The sequence below is a fragment of the Agrobacterium vacciniicorymbosi genome (assembly GCF_040427045.1).
Taxonomy (GTDB): domain Bacteria; phylum Pseudomonadota; class Alphaproteobacteria; order Rhizobiales; family Rhizobiaceae; genus Agrobacterium.
Genome location: NZ_JBETMF010000004.1, coordinates 309,356 through 334,825 on the forward strand (window position 1 = coordinate 309,356; position 25,470 = coordinate 334,825).

The 25,470-nt window shown below is 57.8% G+C and carries 28 protein-coding genes; 11 read left to right on the top strand and 17 right to left on the bottom strand.

Annotated elements, in window-relative coordinates; all coding sequences use genetic code 11:
* Positions 1 to 148 precede the first annotated feature (148 nt).
* Positions 149 to 1,099 (bottom strand): LysR substrate-binding domain-containing protein, encoded by a 951-nt coding sequence (locus tag ABUK73_RS09075; RefSeq protein WP_353576976.1) that lies wholly within the window; start codon positions 1,097 to 1,099, stop codon positions 149 to 151.
* Positions 1,100 to 1,289: 190 nt separating this feature from the next.
* Between ABUK73_RS09075 and ABUK73_RS09080 the strand changes: the two genes are divergently transcribed.
* On the top strand, positions 1,290 to 1,571 hold the full coding sequence (locus ABUK73_RS09080) for a DUF1127 domain-containing protein (RefSeq protein WP_353576977.1): 282 nt from the start codon (positions 1,290 to 1,292) through the stop codon (positions 1,569 to 1,571).
* A gap of 100 nt (positions 1,572 to 1,671) precedes the next feature.
* Here the strand turns inward: ABUK73_RS09080 and ABUK73_RS09085 are convergent, their stop codons facing one another.
* From ABUK73_RS09085 to ABUK73_RS09115, 7 genes are all read right to left on the bottom strand, one after another.
* Positions 1,672 to 3,045 (bottom strand): glutamate--cysteine ligase, encoded by a 1,374-nt coding sequence (locus ABUK73_RS09085; protein WP_353576978.1) that lies wholly within the window; start codon positions 3,043 to 3,045, stop codon positions 1,672 to 1,674.
* 135 nt (positions 3,046 to 3,180) lie between these two features.
* Positions 3,181 to 3,918: a 16S rRNA (uracil(1498)-N(3))-methyltransferase gene (locus tag ABUK73_RS09090; RefSeq protein ID WP_353576979.1), complete on the bottom strand. Its 738-nt coding sequence runs from the start codon at positions 3,916 to 3,918 to the stop codon at positions 3,181 to 3,183.
* 49 nt (positions 3,919 to 3,967) lie between these two features.
* A complete protein-coding gene (locus ABUK73_RS09095; protein WP_353576980.1) occupies positions 3,968 to 5,470 on the bottom strand; it encodes an inorganic phosphate transporter in 1,503 nt (500 codons plus the stop codon).
* Between the two features lie 64 nt (positions 5,471 to 5,534).
* On the bottom strand, positions 5,535 to 6,044 hold the full coding sequence (locus ABUK73_RS09100) for an NUDIX hydrolase (protein ID WP_353576981.1): 510 nt from the start codon (positions 6,042 to 6,044) through the stop codon (positions 5,535 to 5,537).
* Positions 6,045 to 6,255: 211 nt separating this feature from the next.
* Positions 6,256 to 6,996 (bottom strand): HAD-IIB family hydrolase, encoded by a 741-nt coding sequence (locus tag ABUK73_RS09105; RefSeq protein ID WP_353576982.1) that lies wholly within the window; start codon positions 6,994 to 6,996, stop codon positions 6,256 to 6,258.
* Positions 6,993 to 8,330 (bottom strand): glycosyltransferase family 4 protein, encoded by a 1,338-nt coding sequence (locus tag ABUK73_RS09110; protein ID WP_353576983.1) that lies wholly within the window; start codon positions 8,328 to 8,330, stop codon positions 6,993 to 6,995. The genes ABUK73_RS09105 and ABUK73_RS09110 overlap by 4 nt, the downstream gene beginning before the upstream one ends.
* 87 nt (positions 8,331 to 8,417) lie before the next feature.
* Positions 8,418 to 9,317, bottom strand: a complete 900-nt coding sequence (locus ABUK73_RS09115) for a LysR family transcriptional regulator (protein ID WP_353576984.1) — start codon at positions 9,315 to 9,317, stop codon at positions 8,418 to 8,420.
* A 123-nt stretch (positions 9,318 to 9,440) separates the two neighbouring features.
* On the opposite strand from ABUK73_RS09115, the gene ABUK73_RS09120 reads away from it, so the two are divergent.
* The 3 genes from ABUK73_RS09120 to glcF all read left to right on the top strand — a co-directional run bounded on the left by ABUK73_RS09120 (position 9,441) and on the right by glcF (position 13,598).
* Positions 9,441 to 10,880, top strand: coding sequence for an FAD-binding oxidoreductase (locus ABUK73_RS09120; protein ID WP_353576985.1), 1,440 nt, complete (start codon positions 9,441 to 9,443; stop codon positions 10,878 to 10,880).
* Positions 10,877 to 12,085 carry an FAD-binding protein gene (locus ABUK73_RS09125; RefSeq protein WP_353576986.1) on the top strand — a complete coding sequence of 403 codons (1,209 nt, stop codon included), beginning with the start codon at positions 10,877 to 10,879 and terminating at the stop codon, positions 12,083 to 12,085. Before ABUK73_RS09120 ends, ABUK73_RS09125 begins: the two co-directional genes overlap by 4 nt.
* A 205-nt stretch (positions 12,086 to 12,290) precedes the next feature.
* Positions 12,291 to 13,598 (top strand): glycolate oxidase subunit GlcF, encoded by a 1,308-nt coding sequence (gene glcF / locus ABUK73_RS09130; protein ID WP_353576987.1) that lies wholly within the window; start codon positions 12,291 to 12,293, stop codon positions 13,596 to 13,598.
* A 181-nt stretch (positions 13,599 to 13,779) separates the two neighbouring features.
* Here the strand turns inward: glcF and ABUK73_RS09135 are convergent, their stop codons facing one another.
* On the bottom strand, positions 13,780 to 14,502 hold the full coding sequence (locus tag ABUK73_RS09135) for a L,D-transpeptidase (protein WP_353576988.1): 723 nt from the start codon (positions 14,500 to 14,502) through the stop codon (positions 13,780 to 13,782).
* A 188-nt stretch (positions 14,503 to 14,690) separates the two neighbouring features.
* Between ABUK73_RS09135 and ABUK73_RS09140 the strand changes: the two genes are divergently transcribed.
* Together ABUK73_RS09140 and ABUK73_RS09145 are read left to right on the top strand one after the other, a co-directional pair.
* Positions 14,691 to 15,320: a DNA-3-methyladenine glycosylase I gene (locus ABUK73_RS09140; RefSeq protein ID WP_353576989.1), complete on the top strand. Its 630-nt coding sequence runs from the start codon at positions 14,691 to 14,693 to the stop codon at positions 15,318 to 15,320.
* Positions 15,317 to 15,760, top strand: coding sequence for a hypothetical protein (locus tag ABUK73_RS09145; RefSeq protein ID WP_353576990.1), 444 nt, complete (start codon positions 15,317 to 15,319; stop codon positions 15,758 to 15,760). The genes ABUK73_RS09140 and ABUK73_RS09145 overlap by 4 nt, the downstream gene beginning before the upstream one ends.
* Before the next feature lie 22 nt (positions 15,761 to 15,782).
* Here the strand turns inward: ABUK73_RS09145 and copM are convergent, their stop codons facing one another.
* Genes copM through relB form a run of 5 tightly spaced genes read right to left on the bottom strand, consistent with a single transcriptional unit; the run spans position 15,783 to position 17,864 of the window.
* Complete coding sequence (gene copM / locus ABUK73_RS09150; protein ID WP_353576991.1) at positions 15,783 to 16,157, bottom strand: CopM family metallochaperone; 375 nt, start codon at positions 16,155 to 16,157, stop codon at positions 15,783 to 15,785.
* 55 nt (positions 16,158 to 16,212) lie between these two features.
* The gene (locus ABUK73_RS09155; protein WP_353576992.1) at positions 16,213 to 16,572 is read right to left on the bottom strand and encodes a hypothetical protein; all 360 of its coding nucleotides are present in this window, start codon (positions 16,570 to 16,572) and stop codon (positions 16,213 to 16,215) included.
* A 40-nt stretch (positions 16,573 to 16,612) separates the two neighbouring features.
* Positions 16,613 to 17,374: a hypothetical protein gene (locus tag ABUK73_RS09160; RefSeq protein WP_353576993.1), complete on the bottom strand. Its 762-nt coding sequence runs from the start codon at positions 17,372 to 17,374 to the stop codon at positions 16,613 to 16,615.
* A 3-nt stretch (positions 17,375 to 17,377) separates the two neighbouring features.
* Positions 17,378 to 17,647: a type II toxin-antitoxin system RelE family toxin gene (locus ABUK73_RS09165; protein WP_353576994.1), complete on the bottom strand. Its 270-nt coding sequence runs from the start codon at positions 17,645 to 17,647 to the stop codon at positions 17,378 to 17,380.
* Positions 17,631 to 17,864, bottom strand: a complete 234-nt coding sequence (gene relB / locus ABUK73_RS09170; RefSeq protein ID WP_353576995.1) for a type II toxin-antitoxin system RelB family antitoxin — start codon at positions 17,862 to 17,864, stop codon at positions 17,631 to 17,633. Before relB ends, ABUK73_RS09165 begins: the two co-directional genes overlap by 17 nt.
* Before the next feature lie 156 nt (positions 17,865 to 18,020).
* Here relB and hisS point away from each other — a divergent pair, with 156 nt between their 5' ends.
* The 5 genes from hisS to ABUK73_RS09195 are packed head-to-tail and all read left to right on the top strand — an operon-like array spanning position 18,021 to position 22,334.
* Positions 18,021 to 19,661: a histidine--tRNA ligase gene (hisS, locus tag ABUK73_RS09175; protein ID WP_353576996.1), complete on the top strand. Its 1,641-nt coding sequence runs from the start codon at positions 18,021 to 18,023 to the stop codon at positions 19,659 to 19,661.
* A 4-nt stretch (positions 19,662 to 19,665) separates the two neighbouring features.
* Positions 19,666 to 20,034 carry a VOC family protein gene (locus ABUK73_RS09180; RefSeq protein WP_353576997.1) on the top strand — a complete coding sequence of 123 codons (369 nt, stop codon included), beginning with the start codon at positions 19,666 to 19,668 and terminating at the stop codon, positions 20,032 to 20,034.
* 16 nt (positions 20,035 to 20,050) lie between these two features.
* A complete protein-coding gene (locus ABUK73_RS09185; RefSeq protein WP_353576998.1) occupies positions 20,051 to 21,172 on the top strand; it encodes an ATP phosphoribosyltransferase regulatory subunit in 1,122 nt (373 codons plus the stop codon).
* Positions 21,169 to 21,864 carry an ATP phosphoribosyltransferase gene (hisG, locus tag ABUK73_RS09190; RefSeq protein ID WP_353576999.1) on the top strand — a complete coding sequence of 232 codons (696 nt, stop codon included), beginning with the start codon at positions 21,169 to 21,171 and terminating at the stop codon, positions 21,862 to 21,864. Before ABUK73_RS09185 ends, hisG begins: the two co-directional genes overlap by 4 nt.
* A 56-nt stretch (positions 21,865 to 21,920) precedes the next feature.
* Positions 21,921 to 22,334 carry a GFA family protein gene (locus ABUK73_RS09195; protein ID WP_353577000.1) on the top strand — a complete coding sequence of 138 codons (414 nt, stop codon included), beginning with the start codon at positions 21,921 to 21,923 and terminating at the stop codon, positions 22,332 to 22,334.
* A 47-nt stretch (positions 22,335 to 22,381) separates the two neighbouring features.
* Here the strand turns inward: ABUK73_RS09195 and ABUK73_RS09200 are convergent, their stop codons facing one another.
* The 3 genes from ABUK73_RS09200 to groL form a co-directional block, all read right to left on the bottom strand.
* Positions 22,382 to 22,828 (bottom strand): DoxX family protein, encoded by a 447-nt coding sequence (locus ABUK73_RS09200; protein WP_353577001.1) that lies wholly within the window; start codon positions 22,826 to 22,828, stop codon positions 22,382 to 22,384.
* 133 nt (positions 22,829 to 22,961) lie between these two features.
* On the bottom strand, positions 22,962 to 23,705 hold the full coding sequence (locus ABUK73_RS09205; protein WP_353577002.1) for a hypothetical protein: 744 nt from the start codon (positions 23,703 to 23,705) through the stop codon (positions 22,962 to 22,964).
* 130 nt (positions 23,706 to 23,835) lie between these two features.
* Positions 23,836 to 25,470 (bottom strand): chaperonin GroEL, encoded by a 1,635-nt coding sequence (groL, locus tag ABUK73_RS09210; protein WP_353577003.1) that lies wholly within the window; start codon positions 25,468 to 25,470, stop codon positions 23,836 to 23,838.

Here is a 25,470-nt window from a genome sequence, read left to right on the forward strand (position 1 = left end):
TATCTCTCGGCCATCTTACCAGCTGTGCAAGAGGTTGGCACTGACATCGCGGTTGAACCGGCAAGCGCGCGCCTAGCCGATCTCCCCACCTGAGGGGGAGATGTCCGGCAGGACAGAGGGGGGTAAGCCACACCCTCTGCCAGCACGATCACCACCCCGGAGCCAACTGCCCAGTCCGAACCCGTGCCAATTTCGGAAACGACTTGATCTCCGCATCCAGCTCATCCGGCGGTGATGCCAGCGAAATGTTGTCCAGACACGCGGTGATATGGTCGGTAATGGCGTTGATGAGTGAGGGCGAAAGGCCAGGGCGCTTCATCAGGCCTATCTGAACCGGCGGCAACGGCGGGAAGCCGTCTGCCGATGTCAGCACCTTCATGCCAGTGCGCAGCGTCGATTCCGGCAGGACCGACACCGCCATACCCGCAAGAACCGCAGCGGCGATAACGGTCGAGGACCAGCTTGTGAACAGAACCTGATAATCGCGGCCATCGGCATCGAGTGCCGAGGCGGCCAGTTGCCGCCAGTGACAATCGCGCCGTCCGACCGCCAGCGGCACGGGAACGTCGTCGCGTAGCGGATGGTTGGCGGAGGCCACCCAGCAGAGAGGTTCGGTGCGAACGATATCTGAGGTGCGAGCCCGTGGATTGTGGGTGACGAGCGCGATATCCAGTTCGCCGCGTGCCATTTTCTCCGCAAGGCTGACGGATGGCTCACAGACGATATAAAGCTCGACATTCGGATGGGTCTTGGCAAAACGACCGATGATCTCTGGCATGTAGCGGTCGGCATAGTCATCCGGTGTGCCGATGCGCAGCGTGCCTTCCAGCCTGTTGTCATCAAAGGCGGCAACGGCTTCGTTGTTGAGGCGGATGATACGGCGGGCGTAATGCATCAGCTTTTCGCCTTCCGCTGTCAGCCGGTTGCCGCGTCCATCCTTCGCAAACAGCTGTTTTCCCAAGCGTTCTTCCAACCGTCGCATCTGCATGGAAACGGCTGATTGCGTCTTGAAAACCCGGTCGGCGGCTTTGGTGAAGCTGCCGGAATCGACGATGGCGATGAAGGTGTGCAGCTGATCTATGTCGAGAGGTGCGGACATGGCGGTCACCCATAAGAATGATTGATGACTGACATTAGAAACATTCGTTGGACTGATCAATGGTCTTGCGACATTTTGACGCTCGAAACATCAAATAACCAAATGGTCATCCGCCGATGACCGAACTGGCGGCTTTCACGCATGGGTGTGAAGGCAGTGCCTCATCGTGCCTAAATGAAGGGATAGTGTCATGCGCACGGCAGAACGGAGAATGGAACTGGGTTTGATCGCACCGCGTGCAGCTTCCGGGCAGCAGGTCGTGGAGTCGGTGCGCAAAGGTTTCGTCACGTTTCTACGCCGCATCGCCAATCGCATGAAGGCCAATCGCCTTATGGAGATGGATGACCATCAACTGGCAGATATCGGCCTGACCCGGGGCGATGTCAGGACTGCGCTCAATTTGAGGCTTACGGACGATCCAACAACGCAGCTTGCCCGCTGTGCCAGAATGGCCGCGGCAAAGGCGTTGTAAGCCACCGCCTCAAACAGTTCCCCGCAGGGTGATTTGCCAATAAGCCCTGCCTTTGCCCGGTGTTCGGTCCCAAGCCGCACCGGGCTTTTTTATGCGCGCTTCAGTATTGGTATTCTTCGAAAATCGGCAGAACGGACTGGTTCCAACGGCCATTGTAAAGCGCCAGCAAATCTTCAGCCAACGTCGCCTTCTTGGCCAAAACCTCATCCAGCGGGTTGAGGAACACGCTTTCGTCCTGTCCGTCTTCGTTGAGACGCTTGCGGTTGCGCAGGCCATCACGGGAAATCGAGACGGTTTCGCGCGCGACGTCCAAGAGATCGCGGCCAGCGACCTTGGCTTTCAGCCCCTGAACAGGAACTGTGTCACGCATGGTGATGACGTCTTCGAAGGTCCAGTCTGCCGTCAGTTCGTCAGCGGCGCTAAGCGCGCTGTCATCATAGAGCAGGCCGACCCAGAAGGCGGGCAGGGCACAGATGCGACGCCATGGGCCGCCATCTGCGCCGCGCATTTCGAGGAACCGCTTCAGGCGAACATCAGGGAAGAGGGTCGAGAGATGGTTGGTCCAGTCGCCCAGATTGGGCTGCCATTCGGCAATCTGGCCCTTCAATGCACCGCCCATGAACTGGCGGAAGGTGATGTCGGTACAGTCGCGATATTTACCATCGCGCACGATGAAATACATCGGCACATCCAGCGCCCACTCGACATAGTCCTTGAAACCGAAATCCGGCTTGAAGGTGAAGGGCAGGGTGCCGGAGCGGCGGTTGTCGGTATCGCGCCAGATATCGCCGCGCCAGGACAGAAGCCCGTTCGGCTTGCCTTCGGTAAAGGGCGAGGAGGCGAAAAGGGCAGTGGCAAGTGATTGCAGCTTCATCGAAACGCGCATCTTGCGACGCATGTCTTCTTCGGATGAGAAGTCGAGGTTCACCTGAATGGTGCAGGTGCGGTACATCATATCCAGACCCTGCGTGCCGACCTTGGGCATATAGCGGGTCATGATGGCGTAGCGGGATTTCGGCATTTGCGGCGTTTCGTCATAGGTCCACAGGGGACTGCCGCCAATGCCGAGGAAACGAATGCCCATGGGCTCGGCAATCTCGCGCAAGGTCGCCAGATGCCGGTTGGATTCCTTGCAAGTCTCATGCAGGTTTTCCAGAGGTGCGCCGGAGAGTTCGAACTGGCCGCCCGGCTCGATGGAGATCGCGCCCATGCCGTTGGCTTCACCAAGACCGATAATGTTGCCTTCGTCGATGATTGGCTCCCAGCCGAGCTTTTCCTGCATGCCCTTCAAGAGCGCGGAAATGCTGGCGTCACCGAAATAGGGAACCGGCGTGTTGTCATCCTTGAAGAAGGCGAATTTCTCATGCTCGGTGCCGATGCGGAATTTCTCCGCCGGTCTGCACCCACCCGCCAGATAATCTGTCAATTCCTGTACGGAGGAAATGGGTGTCTGGTCGGTCGTGTCGCGGGCCATGAAATTACCTTGTCGATGTCGCCTCGGAGGCTTTTGAATTCGCTGATAGGGCGCGGCACCGCCACACGCAAATGAATTTCTTTTAAGCATGGTGAAGCGCGTTTGTTTTGCGCCATGGCCGTGCCTCGTAGTCCACTATTTCCAGTCACCCAGACTTGCCTGAATGACGGCCAGCGCCGCAACGGCTGCCGTATCCGCCCGCAAGATACGCGGCCCCAGCGGGATCGGTGTGACGCAGCGATGGTCGCGAAGCAATCGCCGCTCCTCTTCCGAAAAGCCGCCCTCCGGCCCTACCAGCAGAGCGATCTGCTTTTCCTCTATACGGTTGAGGATGGGCAGTGGATTTTGCCCTTCATCGCCCTCGTCACAATAAATGATGCGACGGGTTTCGGGCCATGTTTCCAGGAGGTCTTTGAGCTTGACCGGCTCCATGACCTCGGGCACGGCCAGAATGCCGCATTGTTCGGCAGCTTCCGTCACGTTGGCGCGCAACTTGTCGAGATTGGTGATCTTGCCTTGCACATGCTGCGTCATGACGGGCTGGAGTAGGCCAGCACCCATCTCCACGGCCTTCTGCACCAGATAATCCATGCGGCCGACCTTCAGCGGCGCAAACAGGTAATGCAGATCGGGCGTCGCAGGCTGCGGTCGGGTCTGTTCGATGGCCGTCAGCAGGATTTTCTTGCGGGTGGGGTAGGAAAGCTGCGCTCTCCACTCGCCATCGCGACCGTTGAAGACGAGAATGTCTGTGCCATCAGCCATGCGCAGGACATTGGCGAGATAATTGAACTGGTCGCTGGTTGCCTCGAAAGCCTCGCCGGCGTTAAGAGGTTGGCTGACGAAAAGCCGTTGCATTCTAAAATTGGCGCGCATGGGTCTCTTTGCGTTTGGGATAAATGTCTGTCAGCAAGCTCAGACAAGCTCAGATGAAAAGAATATACATGATTCCGTAAAACCCCGCCGCCAGTGTCGCGCTGGTGGGAACGGTGATGATCCAGGCCGCAACGATGGTCATGAAATGCGAGCGGCGCACAAGGTAACGGCGGCGAATTTCCGAGGAATTCTCGTTGTCGTCGTCATTCGCTTCGCCAGACGTCTCCACGCGGGCCGGTTCCAGCCGCCGCCGGGCATTTTGCATATACCACTCACGGAAAAAGCCGACGCCGAAGACCGCGCCGATTGCAGTGTGGGTGGTGGAAACGGGCATGCCGAAGCGGGATGCGACCAGCACGGTGAGTGCGGTGGAAACGGAGACGCAGAAGGCGCGCATGGGGTTGAGCTTGGTGATCTGCTCGCCCACCAGCTTGATCAGGCGCGGCCCGAACAGCAGGATGCCACAGGACAGGCCAAATGCGCCGATCAGCATCACCCATTGCGGAGCCCGTGCTGTCTCACCGATGATGACGCCCTGTGTGGCGCGGACGATGGCGACAACAGGGCCGATGGCGTTGGACACGTCATTGGCGCCATGGGCAAAGGACATCAACGCAGCAGCCAGGATGAGCGGCCACTGGAACAATGTACGCAAAGACTGATTGCGGTTTTCCAGCCCGTGCGACTGTTTCGCGATCAGCGGAATGCACAGCCGCCAGCCCAAAAGGCCGACAGCGAGGCCCGATATCAGCGCCGTCGCAAAGGAGATCACTACGACCTGATGCAGCCCGACCCAGATGAGATAGGCGGTAAAGACGCCACTCATGATGCCGATCAGCACGGGAACCCATGTCCGTGCGGCGGCGATCTTGTCGCTTTGATTGATGATGAACCGGTTGATGAAGGCAAGCAGTAAGGTGGCGAAGAAGGCGCTGATGAAGGGTGTCGCAACCCATGTCATCGCAATGCGACCGAGCGAGAACCAGTCAACCGCGGCAAAACCATAAGCAGCCGTGCCCGCCCCGGCGACACCGCCGACGACGGTATGCGTGGTGGAAACGGGGGCCTTGAGATAGTTCGACAGGTTGACCAGCAAGGCGGCGGTGATGAGCGCCGACAGCATGGCCCAGGCAAAGATGTTGCTATCGGGAATGGTGCGGATGTTGATGATGCCGCTGGAAATCGTCTCGACCACGTTGCCGCCGGTGATGACAGCACCCAGAACCTCGCAGATGGCACCGATCAGCAGCGCGGCTGTCAGCGGCAGGGCTTTCGCGCCCACCGCAGGCCCGACATTGTTGGCGACATCCTTCGCACCGATATTCATGGCCATGTAAGCGCCGATGATGGCGGCGGCGAGCACGAGGCTTCCACCCGGCTGGCCGATGACGAAGGCGCTGGCAAAAAGCGCCGACATGATGAGGAAAAGCAGGCCGATGCCCGGCGCCGTCATGCCGCGTGTCAGATGATAGCTCGCCTCCTCGACAAGCGTCTGCTTATCCAGATCCTTGTCGAGCGTCGGCTTTATGCGGTTGCGGGGTGGTTGCGCCATCTATCTGCTTTCGGCTGCGGCATATACCGCATTTGCAGGCGCAGGAGCGGCGGTGGGTGTGATTCTACAAATTTACGGTTTTTGCGTCAGGCTGGTGTTGCGTTTGCGCCATTTGCTTGCCGAAGGAAAGGAAAAGTTCTTTCAGTTCCGGCTCGTTGACACGACGCGACGCCTCTTCCGGCGACACCCATTCCAGTTTGCGGCTTTCCCGCTCCGGGAAGTTCTTCACCAGATCGACCACCTCGAGCAGATGCACCTGCACCCGGCACATGACTTTCACGCCATTGCGCAGCTTCTTTTCGTAATCGAAAAAGCCGAAATGCTCTTTTTCAACATTACCCCGAACGCCAGCTTCTTCGAAGGCTTCCTGCTGGGCCACCGCATGGGCTTTCTTGCCATCCATCGGCCAGCCCTTTGGAATGACCCAGCGTCCCGTGTCCCGGCTTGTCAGCAGCAGGACTTCGGTTTCGCCCGTCTTCTTTTTGCGGCGATAGCAAATAGCTGCATATTGCTGACGCGGCGGGCGCCTCAACATCAGGCAGACATCATTTGCCAATCGGGTGATAATGTTCAACTCAGTGTCATTCCTTCAACGTTCAATGCAGAAATATACGATACGGCTAATATAGTGGCCATATGGGGGCCAATACCATAGCGTAGCGCATGATATGTTATGATTCTCTCAATTGTCCGGCTGTGGCGGGCCAACGTCAATGCGCCCGGCGGCAAGCACCAAGCATTTTTGATGTTGAGCACATATTTTATGTGATCGGACTTTTGTGTCTCTACAGAGACATCCAGTATCTCAGGCCCGATATAACGCCATCTGCCTCAGCTTCAAGGGCGGAAAAAATATTATCACGATCTTTTGCGAGCGCCTTCAGCTCCGGCAGCGCATTGGAAACAGCAATACCCCGCACGCCCGGCAGTTCGAACATGGCGCGGTCATTGCCCGTGTCACCGGCAACCACCACCTCGTCCAGACCAAGTTCGAGATGATCGCAGAGCCATGTGATGGCCGCGCCTTTATCCGCAGCGCGAGGCAGGATATCAAGATCGCGATTGCTGGAATAAACGATGCGAGCATCGATATCGTTTTCGGCAAGGCGCTTTTCGATATCGAGCAGATCGGCTTCGCTGGCATCATGCAAATACCAGCTGGATTTCAGTCCGTGCTGATAGCGATCCGGCTGGATGCTGGTGCCGGGAAAGTCGGAGACCAGAGACAGGATTTTGTCGGTATCGAAGGCTTTGCCGAGAGAGGCCGTATAGGCCTGTCGCAAGGAAGGCTGGTCGCGGCAGGAAAGCATGGTGCCAACTCCGCCGATGACATAGTCAGGCGGAGGAAGAGGCACTTGTTCCATTAATTCGAACTGGTCATCCAGAAGCCGTCCGCTGTTGAACACTAGAAGCGGGCGCATTTCCTCAGGCAGAGACTGCCAGAAGTCACGGAAACGGGCCGTCGCGGCATCATTGCCGACAACGGTCCCGTCAAGGTCGGTTGAGAAGACGCGAACCTGTTTCAATCGCCATCATTCCATGGTTCAGCCCAATCGGACTCTTCCAGCACCGGTATCATCGGGCGTCCTTCGACAACCGCCAGAAGCTGTTGTGCGATGCCTGTCCATGTGAACAGGCTGCGTGCCTTGTGTGCACCCATGCGCGACAGGCGACCGTAGAGGCGTTCATGCTTGAACGGCTTCATCATTGTGATGCCGAGGTCTTCCTTGTCGAAAGGATCAGCAAATAGCGCATGACGACCATAGCTGACGGCGCGGAACAAGCCACCATGGATGGTGACGACCGTTGGCGTACCGCTAGCCATGGCTTCGATGGCGGTCATGCCGAAGGGTTCGTAACGGCTGGAAAGCACGAAAAGGTCCGCCGCACGGTAGATATCCGGCAGGTCTTCATCGGCGACGTAACCGGAGAAGATGACCTTGTCTTCAAGGTTCAGGGATTTCACCCGCTCCTTCAGCTGGTTGAGGATCGTGGTTTCTTGCTCATCCATGTTCTCGCCACCGACGGCGAGATGCAGGCGCGCTTCCGGCTCGCGTTCTGCCAGCACTGAGAAGCCATCGATCAGCAGATCGTAGCCCTTGTTGGTAGCCAGACGCCCTAGCGCCAGCACCGTCTTGCCCTCGAAGCCGAAGCGCTGACGCAGCATCTGGCGGGAGCCTTCCGAGACTGGGAAGAAGCGGTTGTCATCATAACCCGGCGGGATCATGTGGATGTGTTTGCGCTTGAGGCCGTAATCTTCGATCAGCACATCCAGCTGCACAGGCGTGGTAGCGATGACCATATCGCAGCTGCGATAGATGATCAGCTCGTGCTGAATGCGTTCTTTGAAGTTGAACTCCAGTTCAAACGTATCGGCCTTTTCGGGATAATCCGTCTCCATCTGGCGCTTTTTCCAGATGCCGATGGAGTGTGGCGTGTGCAGATGCGGCACTTTCAGTGCCTCGGACAGACGCTGACCAGCCACGCCCGCATCCCAGTAATGACTGTTGATGAAGGAGTAGTTGAGGTTCTCTTTCTTGATGAACCGCAATGCGTTCTCGCACCATTCCATCAGATGGCGGTGCAGATATTCCTTTGGAATAAAGTCCTTGCCGCCGCAGGGAATGCGCACGACGCGCACGCGCTCATCGACCTCGTCAAACGCGGGCTGGTCTTCGAACTGGCGGGTATAGAGATCGACGGTATATCCGAGTTGGCCCAGTTTTTTGGCAAGTTCCAGGACATAAACAACCTGTCCGCCGGTATCTGCTGCGCCGAGTGGCGGCTGTGCGGCTACGTAGCCATGCGTCGATATGAGTGCTATCCGGGGATAGCGTTCAGTTTCGCTCGTGGTAATCATAGCGTCCCATCGTAGTAAAAATTTCCAAATAACCTCATAAAAATGGTGCCCTGCGGAAAAAGTTCCATCAACAGGCGATAAAATTGATTAAATCTGATCCCAATAGGGAACGGGACCATAGAGATCCGTGAGGTAATCGATGAACAGCCGCACCTTGGCCGGAAGGAAGCGGCGGCTGGAATAAACTGCGGAAAGCGCGACGCTTTTCGAGCTTTCATAGGCAGGCAAAACCTGCACCAGCGCGCCCGATTTCAGCTCCGCGCCGATATCCCAAGTGGAGCGCAGGGCAACGCCGAGACCGGAGATAACGGCCTCGCGGATGACTTCGCTGGAATTGGTAATCAGCATGCCCTCGGGTCGCAGGCTCATCGGACCATCCGGGCCTTCCAGCCGCCAGAGATCGTTGTTGTGTGCGGGCAGGCAGCGGTGCTGCTTCAACTCTTCGATTGTCTGCGGCATGCCGTGTTCGGCGATGTAATTTTGCGATGCACACAAAACGCGCCGTACCGGCGCCAAGCGCTTCGCCACGAGGCTGGAATCCGACAGATCGGCAATGCGGATTGCCAGATCGTATCCACCGGCAACGATATCGATGAACTCATCGCTCAGCACCAGATTGATCGACAGGCTTGGATGGCGATCCATGAAGCCCTTGAGATGCGGTGCCACATGCATGCGCCCGAAGGAGGTGGACGCCGAGACCTTCAGCGTTCCATTCAGCGTGTTGGACCGACCGGAGACGAAATCCTCGGCCTCCTCCAGCCCTTCCAGCACCGCCAAAATCCGCTGATGGAAACCGTGGCCTGCTTCCGTCAAAGAAATCTGGCGCGTCGTGCGCTGGAAGAGGCGTGCGCCAAGCTTTTCTTCCAGTCGTTTAATCCGCTTGGAAATGACCGCGGGAGAGTAACCGAGTTCTTTCGCGGCGTGGGACATGCTGCCGGAGGCGGCAACGCTGGCAAAAACTTCCAGATCACCCAGATTTGTCATCGGTCTGCGCCCATTCTTTCCCTTTTGGAAACAATCTCTAGCATTTGCGCGACTTGCGTCCAAGCCACAAAGGCCCGTAAACTCAGAGTTCTGCATCGCAAGGAGGAGGCCTGTGGAGCAACCATGTCGCAAACCATAGAGTTTCTGAAACCGCGCTCGTCGGTGCTCGACAACCGCGCGAGGATCGTCGCGGACCTTGCCGATCTCCTGCCGCCGGAGTGTCTGGTGCATGAGGCGCGGGAACTGGTTCCGTTTGAAACGGACGCTTTCGTTTCCTATCGCAGGCTGCCTCTGGCCGTCGCCCTGCCGAAGACGACGGCTCAGGTGGCTGCCGTGATGAAATATTGCCATCGCTACGGTATTCCCATCGTGCCGCGGGGGGCAGGCACCTCGCTCTCCGGCGGCGCTATTCCGCAGGAAGATGCCGTTGTCATCGGCCTCTCCAAAATGTCAGAAATCCTCGAGCTGGACCTGTTCAACCGCACCGCCACGGTGCAAGCGGGCGTGACGAACCTTTCGATTTCCGATGTCGCTGGCTCGCAAGGCTTCTTTTATGCGCCAGACCCCAGCTCGCAACTCGCCTGCACCATCGGCGGCAATATCGGCATGAATTCCGGCGGCGCGCATTGCCTGAAATACGGTGTGACGACCAACAATCTGCTGGGCGTGAAAATGGTGCTGGTGGATGGCACGGTGTTGGACCTCGGCGGCAAGCATCTGGACGCCAGCGGTTACGACTTACTTGGCCTCGTCTGCGGCTCAGAAGGCCAGCTTGGTATTGTCACGGAAGCCACGGTGCGGCTGATTGCCAAGCCGGAAGGCGCACGCCCGGTTCTCTTTGGTTTCGAAACTTCTGAAGAAGCGGGCTCCTGCGTGGCCGATATCATCGGCGCGGGCATTATTCCCGTCGCTATCGAATTCATGGACAAGCCCGCGATCGAAATCTGCGAGGCCTTTGCCAAGGCCGGATATCCGCTGGATGTCGGGGCGCTGCTGATTGTAGAGGTGGAGGGGTCGGAAGGCGAGATGGACGCCATGCTGGCCGATATCGTCGCCATTGCCCGCAACCATGGTGTGAAGACCGTGCGCGAATGCCAATCCGCCATGGAAGCCGCCGCCATCTGGAAAGGCCGCAAATCCGCCTTCGGCGCGACGGGCCGCATTTCGGATTATATCTGCATGGATGGCACGGTACCACTCAGCCAGCTGTCTTACGTGCTGAAAAAGACGGGCGAAATCGTTGATAGCCTCGGGCTGCGCGTCGCCAATGTCTTCCATGCGGGCGATGGCAACATGCACCCGCTCATTCTTTTCAATGCCAACGACCCGGAAGAGGCCGCAAAAGCGGAAGAAGCAGGCAACCAAATCCTGCGCCTCTGCGTCGATGCGGGCGGGTGCCTGACGGGAGAACACGGCGTCGGCATCGAAAAGCGTGACCTGATGCGTCACCAATATTCCGACGCCGATCTGGCGCAGCAAATGGCGGTGCGCTCTGCTTTCGATGAGGGCTGGATACTGAACCCCTCCAAGGTCTTCCCGCTGGACGGACGGCCTGGGTCATGAAAGAAGTACTTCTGCCCACAAATGAAGCCGAAGCTGCCGGTATCATCCGTGACCATGCGGAGGCACGCCGGACGTTGGCCATCTTCGGTGGCAATACCCGTTCCGGCTTTGGCAACCGCGTAGAGGCCGAGGCGGCGCTATCATCGCGCGCCATCACTGGCATCGTCGCCTATAATTCCGCCGAAATGGTCATGACGGTGAAAGCCGGAACGCCTGTGGCAGAGGTGGAGATCGCATTATCCGCCGCCAACCAGATGTTGGCTTTTGAGCCGATGGACCACCGCGCGGTGATGGGCACAGCAGGTGAGCCGACCATCGGCGGTATCTTCGCCGCCAACGTTTCCGGCCCACGCCGATATGTGGCAGGCGCGGCGCGTGATAGCCTGCTCGGCATCCGCTTCGTCAATGGTCAGGGAGAGGCGATCAAGGCAGGCGGGCGGGTGATGAAGAATGTCACCGGGCTCGATCTGGTGAAGCTGCTCGCGGGCTCATACGGAACACTCGGTTTTCTCACCGAAGTCACCTTCCGCGTTCTGCCGGTGCCGCCTGCGCAAACCACACTGGTCATATCCGGCCTTGAAGACGAAGCCGCAACCCACGCCATGGCTGCTGCCATGGCGACCAGTGTCGAAGTGTCCGGTGCCGCACATCTGCCGGAAAGCGTCAAGTCACGCTTCGTGAGCGGATCGCTGCCCGATGGCGCGGCAACCGTGCTGCGGCTGGAGGGGCTTGGCGCTTCGGTCAAAGCGCGGTCGCAGAAATTGCAGACCATCCTGTCCGCACTCGGTCCTTCGGTGTTTCTCGGTAAGGACGACAGCAAGGCGCTGTGGCGGGACATCCGCGATGTGACACCCTATGCGGCCAATCCCGCAAAACCGCTCTGGCGCGTATCCGTCGCTCCGTCGCAAGGCCAGAAGCTGGTGGCGGCGTTGCGGCTGGAGGCGGGTATCGATGCGTTTTATGACTGGCAGGGCGGGTTGGTCTGGATGCAGATGGAACACGATCCAGAGGCGGACCTGATAAGCCGCCACATCAGAGCTTTGGGTGGTGGCCATTCGACTTTGATACGCGCGTTGCCCGCGTCCCGCTACGGCCTCGCAGGCTTCGAGCCACTTCTGATTGCTGAGCACGAACTTTCTAAGCGCATCAAGGCAAAGCTTGATCCGGCGGGGATTTTTAATTCGGGGAAGATGGGAATATCATGATGGTCGAAGCGCTGAGAAACCCCCTCTGCCTGCCGGCATCTCCCCCACAAGGGGGAAGAGAAGCAGGCCGCACCGACACCAATTTATCCGATACGTCGAATAAAGCTGGAGGGTCGCCGCAGGTTATCTCCCCCCTTGTGGGGGAGATGCCCGGCAGGGCAGAGGGGGTGGCGGCACCCGCCGACGTCGAAAGAGGCCTCACCTAATGCAAACCTCCTTCACCCCCCAGCAACTCACCGATCCCAACGTTGCCGAATCCGAAAAAATTCTGCGCAAATGCGTGCATTGCGGGTTCTGCACGGCCACCTGTCCCACCTATGTGACGCTGGGCAACGAGCTGGATAGTCCGCGCGGGCGCATCTATCTCATCAAGGACATGCTGGAAAACGACCGCCCGGCGGATGCCCAGGTGGTGAAGCATATTGATCGCTGTCTGTCCTGTCTGGCCTGCGTGACCACCTGCCCCTCCGGTGTGGACTATATGCATCTGGTCGATCACGCCCGCATTCACATCGAAAAAACCTATCGGCGGCCCATCATGGATCGCCTCATCCGCAATCTTCTGGCCTTTGTGCTGCCCTATCCCACACGTTTCCGCGCAGCGCTCAAGCTCGCCCGACTTGGCCAGCCCCTCGCGTCCCTGTTTCGCAAGACCAAAGCGTTGAGACCTTTGGCTTCGATGCTCGATCTGGCCCCGAAAACCACTCCCACACCATCGATCTTCGCCAATCCCGGCACTCATGCCCCACAGGCCGAAAAGCGTGGACGTGTTGCCATCCTCACCGGCTGCGCTCAGCCCGTGCTCGACCCCGATATCAACGACGCGACAATCCGGCTTCTGACCCGGCTTGGCATCGAAGTCGTTTTGCCGGAAGGCGAGGGCTGTTGCGGGGCGCTGGTGCATCATATGGGCCGGGAAGAGCAAGCGCTGGCATCGGCGCGGCGCAATGTCGATGTGTGGATGCGCGAGATCGAGACCGGCGGGCTGGATGCCATCATCATCACGGCATCAGGCTGCGGCACCACCATCAAGGACTACGGCCATATGCTGCGGCTGGATGCCGCCTATGCAGACAAGGCGCAAAAGGTCTCGGCACTGGCGAAGGATATCACCGAATATCTCGCGGGTCTCGACCTACCGCCGCTGGAGCGTAACGGTTTGACGGTCGCCTATCATTCCGCCTGTTCCATGCAGCATGGCCAGAAGATCACCATGGCACCCAAACTGCTGCTGAAGGCAGCAGGCTTTGTGGTGCGTGATCCGGCGGAAGGACATCTCTGTTGTGGTTCGGCGGGCACCTACAATATTCTGCAGCCGGAAATTTCGGCGCAGTTGAAAGCCCGCAAGGTGAAGAACATCGAAGCAACGAAGGCCGATATCATCGCCACCGGCAATATTGGCTGTATCACGCAGATCGCCGGCGGCACCGCCATTCCTATTCTGCACACCGTGCAGTTGCTGGACTGGGCCTATGGCGGCAAGAAACCGAACAGGATTGAAGCATTAAAATAAAAAACGGGCGGTTTGACCCGCCCGTTTTTTAATATCCGGCGTGCAGCTTTAAAGCGCTTCCGGCCCCTTGACGTCCCCCGCCAAAGTTTATGCTCGGAACTTAACGCATTTCAGCCATCCGGCAAGCACGTTCAGTCCGTTTCACAACTCTCCGGCGTGAAGAATGACTTCAGCGTTGCTATCAGATCACTATGACCTTCGTGCCGACATCCACGCGTTCGTAAAGATCAGTCACATCTTCATTGCGCATGCGGATGCAGCCCGACGAATTGTTGCTGCCGATGGTCCATGGCTGGTTGGTGCCGTGAATGCGGTAAAGCGTGGAGCCGAGATACATGGCGCGGGCACCCATCGGGTTCGCCGGGCCACCTTCCATGAAGGCAGGCAGGTAATGGCCCTTGGCGGCTTCGCGGGTGATCATTTCCTGCGGCGGCGTCCAGCTTGGCCATTCGTTCTTGCGGGTGATCTTGTGCGTGCCGGCCCATTCGAAGCCCGGCTTGCCGACGCCAACGCCGTAGCGGCGCGCTTTTCCATCTGCCATGACGAGATAAAGGAAGCGGTTGGGCGTATCGATGACGATAGTGCCCGGTGCTTCCTTGCCCTGATACTGCACCATCTGCGGCAGGAATTGTGGGTCGATGCGCATGTTTGGCGTATTCGGTCGTGCGGCCACGGCCTGCGCGCGCGGCTGTGCAACGGGTCGCTGGAACAGCGACGGACGCGCAGGACGCTGCGGGTAAACCACCGGGCGAACCTGCGCTCCACCCAACTGCATCACCCAAGGGGCCGTCAGGTCGGGGCTGACCACGACAGGCGGGCGCTCGCGATAACGATCATTGGCAAGGGCTGGCATGGAGAAGGCGCAGACAAGGCTCAGCGCCATAAAAACGGGTTTCATCGACATCGGGTGGACTCTCTACATGACACCGGAACATAACCGTCACGTTCGCACCTCCGAGACAGCGAATGGTAAATGGCCGTTCATGAAAAGCCGCGATTTGGACGAAACCTTTTAATAAGGTTAGCGCACGGTTTTGAAACAGAGTGAATCAATGGTAATCACCGGCAGACGATGGAAAAGAGCATGGCGCCATGAGTGAAACCGGACTTTCGACGGGTGAAGACGGCCTCATCCGCTGTTCCTGGCAACAGGGGCTGGCGGACTACGCGCTTTATCACGATGAAGAATGGGGACGTCCGGTCAAGGACGACACGCGCCTCTTCGAAAAGATTTGTCTCGAAGGCTTTCAGTCCGGCCTCTCCTGGCTGACTGTGCTGCGCAAGCGAGAAGCCTTTCGCGCCGCTTTCTGCGGTTTCGATTTCGACAAGGTGGCAGACTTCGGTGAGGCGGATGTCGAGCGCTGCGTGGCCGACAAGGGCATCATCCGCCATCGAGGCAAGATATTTTCCACCATAAACAACGCCCGCCGCGCCATCGAGATGCGCGATGAGTTCGGCTCGCTCGCCCGCTATTTCTGGAGCTTCGAGCCGAGGCCGGAAGAACGCCCGCCGGTGTTCGATTACGCAACCCTGCGCGCCAACCCCATCACGCCCGCCTCCACGCGCCTGTCGAAAGACCTTAAAAAGCGCGGCTGGACCTTTGTCGGTCCCACCACCATTTACGCCTTCATGCAGGCCATGGGCATGGTCAACGACCATATCGAAGGTTGCCATTGCCGCCCGCGTATCGAAACGCAAAGGCTGGAGTTTTCACGCCCATGACCCGGTTTTCCCACATTCTTCTGGCATTCCTTCTCGCCCTATCTGCGATGGCTCCCGCCCATGCCGAAGGCCGCAATGTCGATGGCATCTGGCTGGATGACGGCGAAAAGCTGCAGCCCGCCGCCATGCCAGCCACGGGCCCGTTGGTGCTGAATGGCTGGACGCGGCAGGGCCGCGGCGATGTCTATCGCCTCAAGGTCAAGGCCGGAGAGAAGCTGAAAGTAACCCTCGCCAGCCGAAGCGAATTCGTGGTCATGGCCATCTTCGATTTCGCCAAGCCCGAGGACGACGCGATCTTCTTCAGCGATGCGGGCAACAACACGGCACTGCTGACGCCCAAGGCAGACACGGAATGGCTGATCCGCCCCATCCTCGTCCTCAGCGCTTCGCGCCGTGGCCTGGGTGCCAATTACACGATTACGGTGGAAAGGCAGCCATAGGCCGCCTCTCCAAAGTCTTTCTTTAGTGGCCCTTTGATTTCAGCCACTCTTTCATCATGGCAATTTCCGCTTCCTGCGCTTTGATCACCTCTTGCGCCAGTTTGCGGATTTCCGGGTCCTTGCCATATTGCAATTCCACCTTGGCCATATCGATAGCGCCTTGATGATGGGGGATCATGCCGCGAACGAAATCCACATCGGCATCGCCGGTGTATTTCGCCGACATATCCTCATGCATCTTTTTGCTGGCTTCCATAAAAGCCTGTGTCGAGGCATTTTCGGATGCCGCACCCTTGGACATGGTGTGGCCCGCATGGCTACCAGCATCCTGCGCATGGGCGGGAATTATGAGTGCGGCGACAAAAGCTGCTGTGATGGATATGGTTTTGATAGACATGGATTATCCTTCCTGTGTCTGACAGTATCTTTGAACCTATGGTCGTCTGTGTAATTCAGGCGCGGGGAGGGGGCAGCGGCGGAGCCGGAACATTGCCGATAAAAGCCCGCTGCAATTCGGGCTTTGGGTAGCCAAGCGGCGCGCGTCCCTTCTCGGCAAAACGCAGTTCGGGGATCAGCACTAGGCATGCTGCGCAGAAAGGCGCATGGGTCATGCTTCCCCGGTGCGGGCAGGGATCGCTGGTGTCAATATTTTCTGACGGCGCAACAGGCATGGCATGGTCTCCATGCGTCATCTCGGAAGCATGGGCTTTCACGTTGCTCATTGGCATGGACATACTGATCGCTGCCTGCGCGGGCATCGCGCCGTACAGCATCCAGGCCAAAAACATCAGCATGTGAACAACAAAGCGCATGAGGCATATCTAGCGGCTGAAAAGCGACGGGAAAAGGGCATCAGGTCAACTCGGCGGCAATCACCTTATGAATGATCTGATAATCGCGGCTTTCCTCGCCGAAGGGTACGACCGGCCAGTTCCACTGGCGTGCGATGCGTGGCACCGACACGCCATACAAGAGGTCTTCCTGCTGCCGTAACCCGCCGTTCTTATCGATCACCTCAAAGCCGGTATCGGTGAGAAGGCAGGCCTTGCAGGGCAGGCCGGAAAGGCCATCGACATGAGCCTGAATAAGCCGGGGCAGGGTATCGTCCGGCACCGTGTGTGCAGGCTCTTTCTCAAGGCGGTTCTGCACGCCGGTTCCGATCTGCGACAGCAGATTGGCGGAAATGACGAGATCAAGATAAGGCACCTGCCGCAGAAAACTCAAAGGCTCCGGTTCTTTACCTGCCTGCAAGGCATCGAAACCCGAGAGATCGCGATAGTTGAGGACGACGCTTTTGGCATGGCGCCAAAGTCCCGCGCGCACGCTGGCCAGATGCACCAGATCGACTAGCACAACAGTATCGAAAGCCGCAGCCAGTTGCTTGAGCGGCACATCCCGCAGAAGGCCGGAACCTAGCACGACTGCCGTGCGGCGCTGCCTGAGTTTCGCAGCGGAAGCCAGAATGAAATTGCGGCTATTCTCTTCATGCTCCGCCCATGCTTGTTTGCAACGGTTCGCCCGCGCCCAGAGATTGACGGAATAACGCACATAAGGCCGAAATTCCGACGGGGTCTTGGTATAGGTCGCGGCGTAGTTGATGGCTTCGAGGATCATGATTTAGCGGTAGATTTCCCGGCGGTGGCCGATTTCGATGACGAGCACCACGAGCTTGTGGTCCTGAATGTCGCAGAGGATGCGGTAATCGCCAACGCGGTAGCGCCAGTAATTGCCGAGTTCCGAACCCCGTAGGGCTATCCCACTTCTTCGTGGGTCCTCGTCGAGCGCAATACGGTCTGTCAGATAAGAAATAATGCGCGTGGCATTGGTTTTTCCAAGCTTTTCAAGCTGCTTGAGTGGCTTTTCCTGAAACTCAATTGTCCAGACCAAGGCGGCGCTTCACTTCTTCCAGAGTGTAGGTGGGCTCGTTGTTCTCAAGCCGACGCCGCGTCGCCTCTTCCGCCAGATACAAATCCTCCATATCCTCGATGTGCTTTTCGATAGCCTCGCGGATATAATAGGCGGATGTCCGGCCCGTGCGCTCGGAAAGCGCCTTCAGGCGCTCATAGGTTTCATCCGGCAGGCGGATGGCGGTCTGTTTGCTCATGGTTCTCTTCTCCCGGCAGTGGAGTGGGATGCATGTATCCCAAATAGCATATCCGCCTTAACAATGCCAGCAATTCCCACCGGCCACACCCTTGCCGCACAAGGCTTCATCCTCTAATACACCGGCTTGATTTCAAGAGACAATTGGACCGGCATCATGAGCGAAAAAGCAAAAAAGCCTCAGAAACTGAAAGCCCGCCTGCCGCGCGGCTTCGTGGATCGTTCGGCTGCCGATATCCATGCCACCAATGAGATGATCGAGAAAATCCGTGGCGTTTACGAACTCTACGGCTTTGATCCCATTGAAACACCGCTGTTCGAATATACCGATGCTCTCGGAAAATTCCTGCCCGACAGCGACCGTCCGAACGAAGGCGTGTTTTCGCTGACGGATGATGACGACCAGTGGATGAGCCTGCGCTACGACCTCACGGCTCCACTCGCCCGCTACGTCGCTGAGAATTTCAACGAGATACAGCTCCCCTTCCGCACCTACCGCGCCGGTTACGTCTTCCGCAACGAAAAGCCCGGCCCCGGCCGCTTCCGCCAGTTCATGCAGTTCGATGCCGATAGCGTCGGTGCACCGGGTGTTCAGGCCGATGCCGAGATGTGCATGATGATGGCGGATACGCTGGAGGCGCTCGGTATCAAGCGTGGTGATTATGTGATCCGTGTCAACAACCGCAAGGTTCTGGATGGCGTGATGGAAGCCATCGGTCTTGGTGGTGAGGAGAATGCAGGGCGTCGTCTAAATGTACTGCGTGCCATCGACAAACTCGACAAGTTTGGACCGGAAGGTGTGAAGTTGCTGCTAGGCCCGGGTCGCAAGGACGAGTCCGGTGACTTCACTAAGGGAGCGGGACTGGATGACACCCAGATAGAACGAATTGAAAAGCTCTATATTATTAGAGATGATGGGCGCCGTGATTACTTTATGTTCATGAAGGACGCCGAACTTTTAGCTGATGATCAAATTCTCGTTTCTCAGGACCAAAAGCCTGCTCAGATAGATGTTGGGCAAATGGTTCTTGGAAATCCGAGGGTGCTCGAGCTCTTTTTAGAATTGTTTCCGGATAGTGAAAAGCTGAAGGAAGGTGTCCGTGAGTTGCAGCAAATAAGCGGCTTGGTGCGCTCTGCTGGCTATGGAACAAAAAGAGTCAGGATTGATGTTTCGGTGGTCCGTGGCCTCGAATACTATACCGGCCCGGTCTACGAAGCCGAACTTACTTTCGATGTCACCAACGAAAAGGGCGAAAAGGTCGTCTTCGGCTCAGTCGGCGGAGGTGGTCGTTATGACGGGCTCGTTTCCCGCTTCATGGGCCAGCCGGTTCCGGCAACGGGCTTTTCCATCGGCGTTTCGCGCCTGATGACGGCACTGAAAAACCTTGGCAAGCTCGGTCAGGTCAAGCCGCTCGCGCCGGTTCTCATTACCGTCATGGATGGTGATGTGGAGAGCATGGGGCGCTATCAGCGCTTCACGCAGGCGCTGCGTAAGGAAGGCATTCGTGCCGAAATGTATCAAGGCAATTGGAAGAAATTCGGCAACCAGCTGAAATATGCCGACCGCATGGGCGCGCCCATCGCCATCATTCAGGGTGGAGACGAGCGTGCGGAGGAAGTTGTGCAGATCAAGGACCTGATCGAAGGCAAACGCCTGTCCGGCGAGATCGAGGACAACGCCGCATGGCGCGAAGCGCGCGTGGCGCAGGAAACCGTGCCGGAAGCGGAACTGGTCGCGAAGGTGAAAGAGATTCTGGCAGCACAGGCCGAAGATCGTCGCCGGGCAACCGAGGGATGATATAATGGCGATCCTGTCGCTGGATCATGTTCAACTGGCAATGCCTGCGGGCCGGGAAGACGATGCGCGCGCATTTTATTCCGGTCTGCTGGAGCTGGAAGAACAGCCAAAGCCCGACAATCTCGCCAAGAAAGGCGGCTGCTGGTTCGGGCGCGGGACGTTAAAGGTGCACGTGGGGGTCGAGGACGATTTTCGGCCCGCCAGAAAGGCGCACCCGGCCTTTATCGTCAATGATCTGGCCGAATTCAGAAAAACACTTGAAACGGCAGGCTGCCTTGTGGTTGAGGATGAGCCACTAGAAGGGTATGACCGCTTTTACGTCTATGATCCCTTCGGCAATCGCATTGAAATGATGCAGCCGCTGCAACCGTGACAAAAAGTGCCACTTCATGCCTCTGATCGATATGCCAGACTTTTCCGCAGAGCTCTTGGATGAATTCGCAGCCCGCAAGACGGCGCGCGTCAATACGCCGGTCATCCAGCCCGCCGAACCGTTTCTGGATATGGCCGGGGAAGACCTGCGCCGCCGGATTTTCATGACGGAGAGTGAGACGGGGGCGAGCCTTTGCCTGCGTCCTGAATTCACCATTCCCGTCTGCCTGCGCCATATCGAAACCGCAACCGGTACGCCAAAGCGCTATTCCTATCTGGGCGAGGTTTTCCGTCAGCGTCGGGATGGATCGAGCGAGTTTTATCAGGCGGGCATAGAGGACTTGGGCGATACGGATATCGCGAGCGCCGATGCCCGCGCCATCAGCGATGCGACCGCCATTTTGAAGCGGCTGCTGCCCGGTCGCAAGTTGACCGTTACGCTGGGCGATCAGCAGGTGTTCGAGGCTGTGGTTGCCGCACTCGGCCTGCCGCAAGGCTGGCAGAAGCGGCTGGTTCAGGCCTTTGGCGATACCGTGCAGCTGGACGCCTTGCTGCAAAGCCTCGTCAGCCCCAAGCCGATGACCGGGCTCGATGCTCGCGTTGCGGGTCTGCTCGCCACCGGTGAGGAAAAGGTGCTGGTTGATTATATCGATAGCGTCATGCAGGACACCGGTTACTCCACCAATGCCAGCCGCGCGCCGCAGGAAATTGCCCGGCGTCTGCGCGAAAAACTGGCGCTGGCCGCCACGCGCCTGCCGGACGAAAGTTTCGAGCTGTTGAAACAGTTCCTGTCCCTACAAGCGCCGCTATCGCAGGCATCTCAAACGCTGTCCGACTTTGCCGATAAGGCGAAGCTGAAACTGGATGCTGCCTTGTCTGCGTTTGACGCCCGCGTGGCAGCGCTCGCCAATGGCGGTCTTGATCTTGATGCCATCACCTATGGCGCAGCCTTTGGGCGTCCGCTGGATTATTACACCGGCCTCGTTTTCGAAGTCGGCGTGGAAGGCGAAAATGCCGTTCTGGCTGGCGGCGGTCGGTTTGACCGGCTGATGACGCTGCTCGGCGCTAAAGACAAAATACCGGCGGTCGGTTTCTCGCTCTGGCTGGATCGCATCGAAGCCATGAGGGCCACGGCATGACCATCACCATCGCTTTGCCCTCCAAGGGTCGCATGAAGGAAGACGCCTCCGCCATTCTGGAGCGCGCGGGCTTGAAGGTTCTCGCCATCGGCAATGACCGCTCCTATCGCGGCCGGGTCGAGGGGCGCGACGATATCGAGATCGCCTATCTCTCGGCCTCCGAAATCGCTCGCGAAATCGGCAATGGCACCGTGGATTTTGGCGTCACCGGCGAGGACCTGGTGCGCGAAGATCTTGTTGATGTCGAAAACCGCGTTGAATTCTGCGCCCGCCTCGGTTTCGGCCACGCCGATGTCGTGGTGGCCGTGCCGGAAATCTGGCTGGATGTGGACAGCATGGCCGATCTTGGCGATGTCGCCTCCGAATTCCGCGCCCGCCATGGCCGCCGCCTCGCCATCGCCACCAAATATTGGCGGTTAACGCAGCAGTTCTTCTCGCGCCAGCACGGCATCCAGCTTTACCGCATCGTGGAAAGCCTCGGTGCCACCGAGGGCGCACCGGCGGCGGGGCAGGCGGATATCATCGTCGATATCACCTCCACCGGCTCGACGCTGAAGGCCAACCACCTGAAAATCCTGACTGACGGCATCATCCTGCGGTCCGAAGCCTGCTTTGTGCGGGCACGCAAGCCGGAACATGAAGGTGACGCGGTGGTAAGCGACATTATCGCTCGCGTGCAATCCGCCCTGTAAACCTTGGTTTATTGAGCGGCTGCTCTATGATGGGTTTCTTGGAGAAGGAGCTCATCATGCATATTACCGGCCAGTGCCAGTGCGGCCATATCAAGTTCGAAGCGCAGGCTGATCCCGGGCGCGTCGGTATTTGCCATTGCACGGATTGCCAGCGGCTGACCGGCTCACCCTTTCGCGTCACGGTGCTGGTTCAGCGCTCCGCCCTCAAAATTAGTGAAAACCAGCCGAAGATCTATCGAAAGACTGCCGACAACGGTCGCACACGCAACCAGCATTTCTGCCCGGAGTGTGGCTCGCCTTTGTTTACCAGCGGCGAGGGCGAGGAGGCGAAGGAATGGGGCATTCGCTGGGGAAGCATCAATGAGCGCGACGCACTGGTTCCCAAGGCCCAGATATGGACCAAATCGGCAGTGGACTGGCTGTCCGATATCGATGATCTTCCCGGTTACGAGAAAGATTTCGTGAAATAAAAAAGGCCGCCGGATCGCTCCGGCGGCCTTTCTTTTGATCACTCCAATCAGGCGCGCGCAGCAACAAGACCGCGGCGGGCATCAAGCGAGTAGGCGCCAGCACCGAAGGTGGCGAGCAGGATGTAAGCGCCAGCCAGCGTGATGTTCTTCATCAGCATGATGCCGTTCAGCGTGTTGATCCAGCCCAGAGCCGCATCAGGCCAGCCAGGAACGGCAACGGTGCCGCTGTGGAAAACGAGGCCGGTGAACACGCAGAACGCAGCGAGTGCCCAGGCGGCGACTTTCGTCTGGAAGCCAACGAGAATGGCAAGGCCGGTGAGCAGTTCGAAAGCGCCGGCGAGATAGGCAAGAGCAGTCGCGGCAGGGAGGCCAGCGCCGGAAATCATGCCAGCGGTGCCAGCAGGGTCGGTCAGCTTACCGAAGCCTGAATAGATGAAGATGAAGGAAAGAAGAATACGCGCGACGAGCACGAGTGTGTTCTGGCTGCTGGACATGGAAGTCTCCAAGATGTTGCCCGGATGGCGTTAATTGATAATTGACATATGCGCCAATTCGGCATCGCAGGAAAGATGAACAAGTGAAGACTATTTGTTCACTATTTGAAGACGATGGACGGTTTGGCTGGCTTTAGTCAATTGGCCTAATCCCGCCTCGTATTGACAAACTACCGGGTCCGAGTGCTTCGATCTCGTAGGGTGAGAGGTCCTTCAGCGGCACGAAAATAGATGATTGGCCGTGTTTGATGATAAGGCCCTCCGCTCTTTCAATGAAGGCGTACTCGTCACATGCCACTGTCGCACCAGAGCGAAGCGGCACAGTCTTATCGGCCTCGCACGCACTAGCGTTGTTTTTATGGGGGAGGAGCATAGACAGCATGCATCCGCCAACGAGACACAGGACGATAAAAATACCGTAACCGATAGCCCCCTGAGCCAAAAGTCGCGGCATTAAATAGAGAACAACTCCTGCAGCGAGAAGGTAAATTATGCCGCTTAGCCCTATAACGATGAGCAGAGGAGAACAAAATAAAGACAGGCCGAGAGTGATGCCAAAGAACGGCTGCTCAAATATCCAGCGTGGAAAGTTCCAACGCAGCTGTTCAAGATCGACCGGCGGGCCTTCAAATATCCGACCGAAATAGAGTATTACAGTACATACGACTACTGACTGTAAGCTGAAAAGCTCGGCCCACAGAAGAGTGAGGATTAGCCTGACGTAGTTTGATGGAACGGGTACGGGCACACTAATGATGCTGTAGACAGTTGATCCGACCGCAAATATTAAGGGCGCAGCTAACATTAAGAGACATCGTCTGCGAGCAAACGACAAAGAAGTGGGTGTGCTCTTGGTTATCTGCTCTGCTTCAGACACCTAATCTCCGATCCAAGGGTTGCATTTAGCGCACCTACACTCGCTGAACGATACTGTGCCAGTGCGATAGCCACAACAAAAAAGGCGGCCCGCAAGGACCGCCTTTTCGTATTTCCGAAGGTCAGACTTCTTAGAAGTCCATACCGCCCATGCCACCGCCTGGCATTGGAGGCATTGCAGATTCCTTCTTAGGAAGTTCTGCAATCATGGCTTCTGTCGTGATCAGCAGGGAAGCAACCGAAGCTGCGTTCTGCAGGGCTGTGCGAACAACCTTGACCGGGTCAACGATACCCATGGCAATCATGTCGCCATATTCAGAGGTCTGGGCGTTGTAGCCGTAGTTCTCTTCGTTCTTGTCGAGGATCTTGCCAACAACGATGGAGGCTTCGTCACCAGCGTTTTCAGCAATCTGGCGAACCAGCGACTGAAGAGCGCGGCGAACGATGTTGATGCCGGCTTCCTGGTCGTCGTTTGCACCCTTGACGGTGATCTTCGTGGAAGAGCGCAGAAGAGCAGTACCGCCGCCTGGGACGATGCCTTCCTGAACAGCAGCGCGTGTCGCGTTCAGAGCGTCGTCGATGCGGTCCTTGCGTTCCTTGACTTCGATTTCCGTGGAGCCGCCAACGCGGATAACGGCAACGCCGCCAGCGAGCTTGGCAAGACGTTCCTGCAGCTTTTCGCGGTCATAATCGGAAGAAGTTTCTTCGATCTGAGCCTTGATCTGTGCAACGCGGCCTTCGATGTCGGACTTCTGGCCCGAGCCGTCGACGATCGTCGTGTTTTCCTTGGAGATCGAAACCTTCTTCGCCTTGCCGAGCATGTCGAGCGTGACGTTTTCGAGCTTGATGCCGATGTCTTCGGAAATAACCGTACCGCCGGTCAGGATCGCGATGTCTTCGAGCATTGCCTTGCGGCGATCGCCGAAGCCAGGAGCCTTAACAGCAGCAATCTTCAGGCCGCCACGCAGCTTGTTGACGACGAGTGTAGCAAGAGCTTCGCCTTCGACGTCTTCAGCGATGATGACGAGTGGCTTGCCAGTCTGAACGACAGCTTCGAGAACAGGCAGCATGGCCTGAAGGTTCGAAAGCTTCTTCTCGTGGAGAAGAATGTAGGCGTCTTCCAGGTCAGCAACCATCTTTTCAGGGTTGGTGACGAAGTAAGGCGACAGGTAACCGCGGTCGAACTGCATGCCTTCAACGACTTCAAGTTCGGTTTCAGCGGTCTTGGCTTCTTCGACGGTGATAACGCCTTCGTTGCCAACCTTCTGCATGGCTTCAGCAATGTCGAGACCGACCTGCTTGTCGCCGTTTGCAGAGATCGTGCCAACCTGTGCAACTTCTTCGGAAGTGGAGATCTTCTTGGCCTTGGCCTGAAGGTCCTTAACAACTTCGGAAACAGCGAGGTCGATACCGCGCTTGAGGTCCATCGGGTTCATGCCGGCTGCAACAGCCTTGTTGCCTTCGCGAACGATGGCCTGTGCAAGAACGGTCGCAGTCGTGGTGCCGTCACCGGCGATGTCGTTGGTCTTCGAAGCAACTTCGCGGACCATCTGTGCGCCCATGTTTTCGAACTTGTCTTCAAGTTCGATTTCCTTGGCGACGGAAACGCCGTCCTTGGTGATGCGTGGTGCGCCGAAGGACTTGTCGATGATGACGTTACGGCCCTTAGGACCAAGCGTTACCTTCACTGCGTCTGCGAGAACGTCGACGCCACGAAGCATCTTTTCGCGCGCTGTGCGGCCGAATTTAATTTCTTTAGCTGCCAT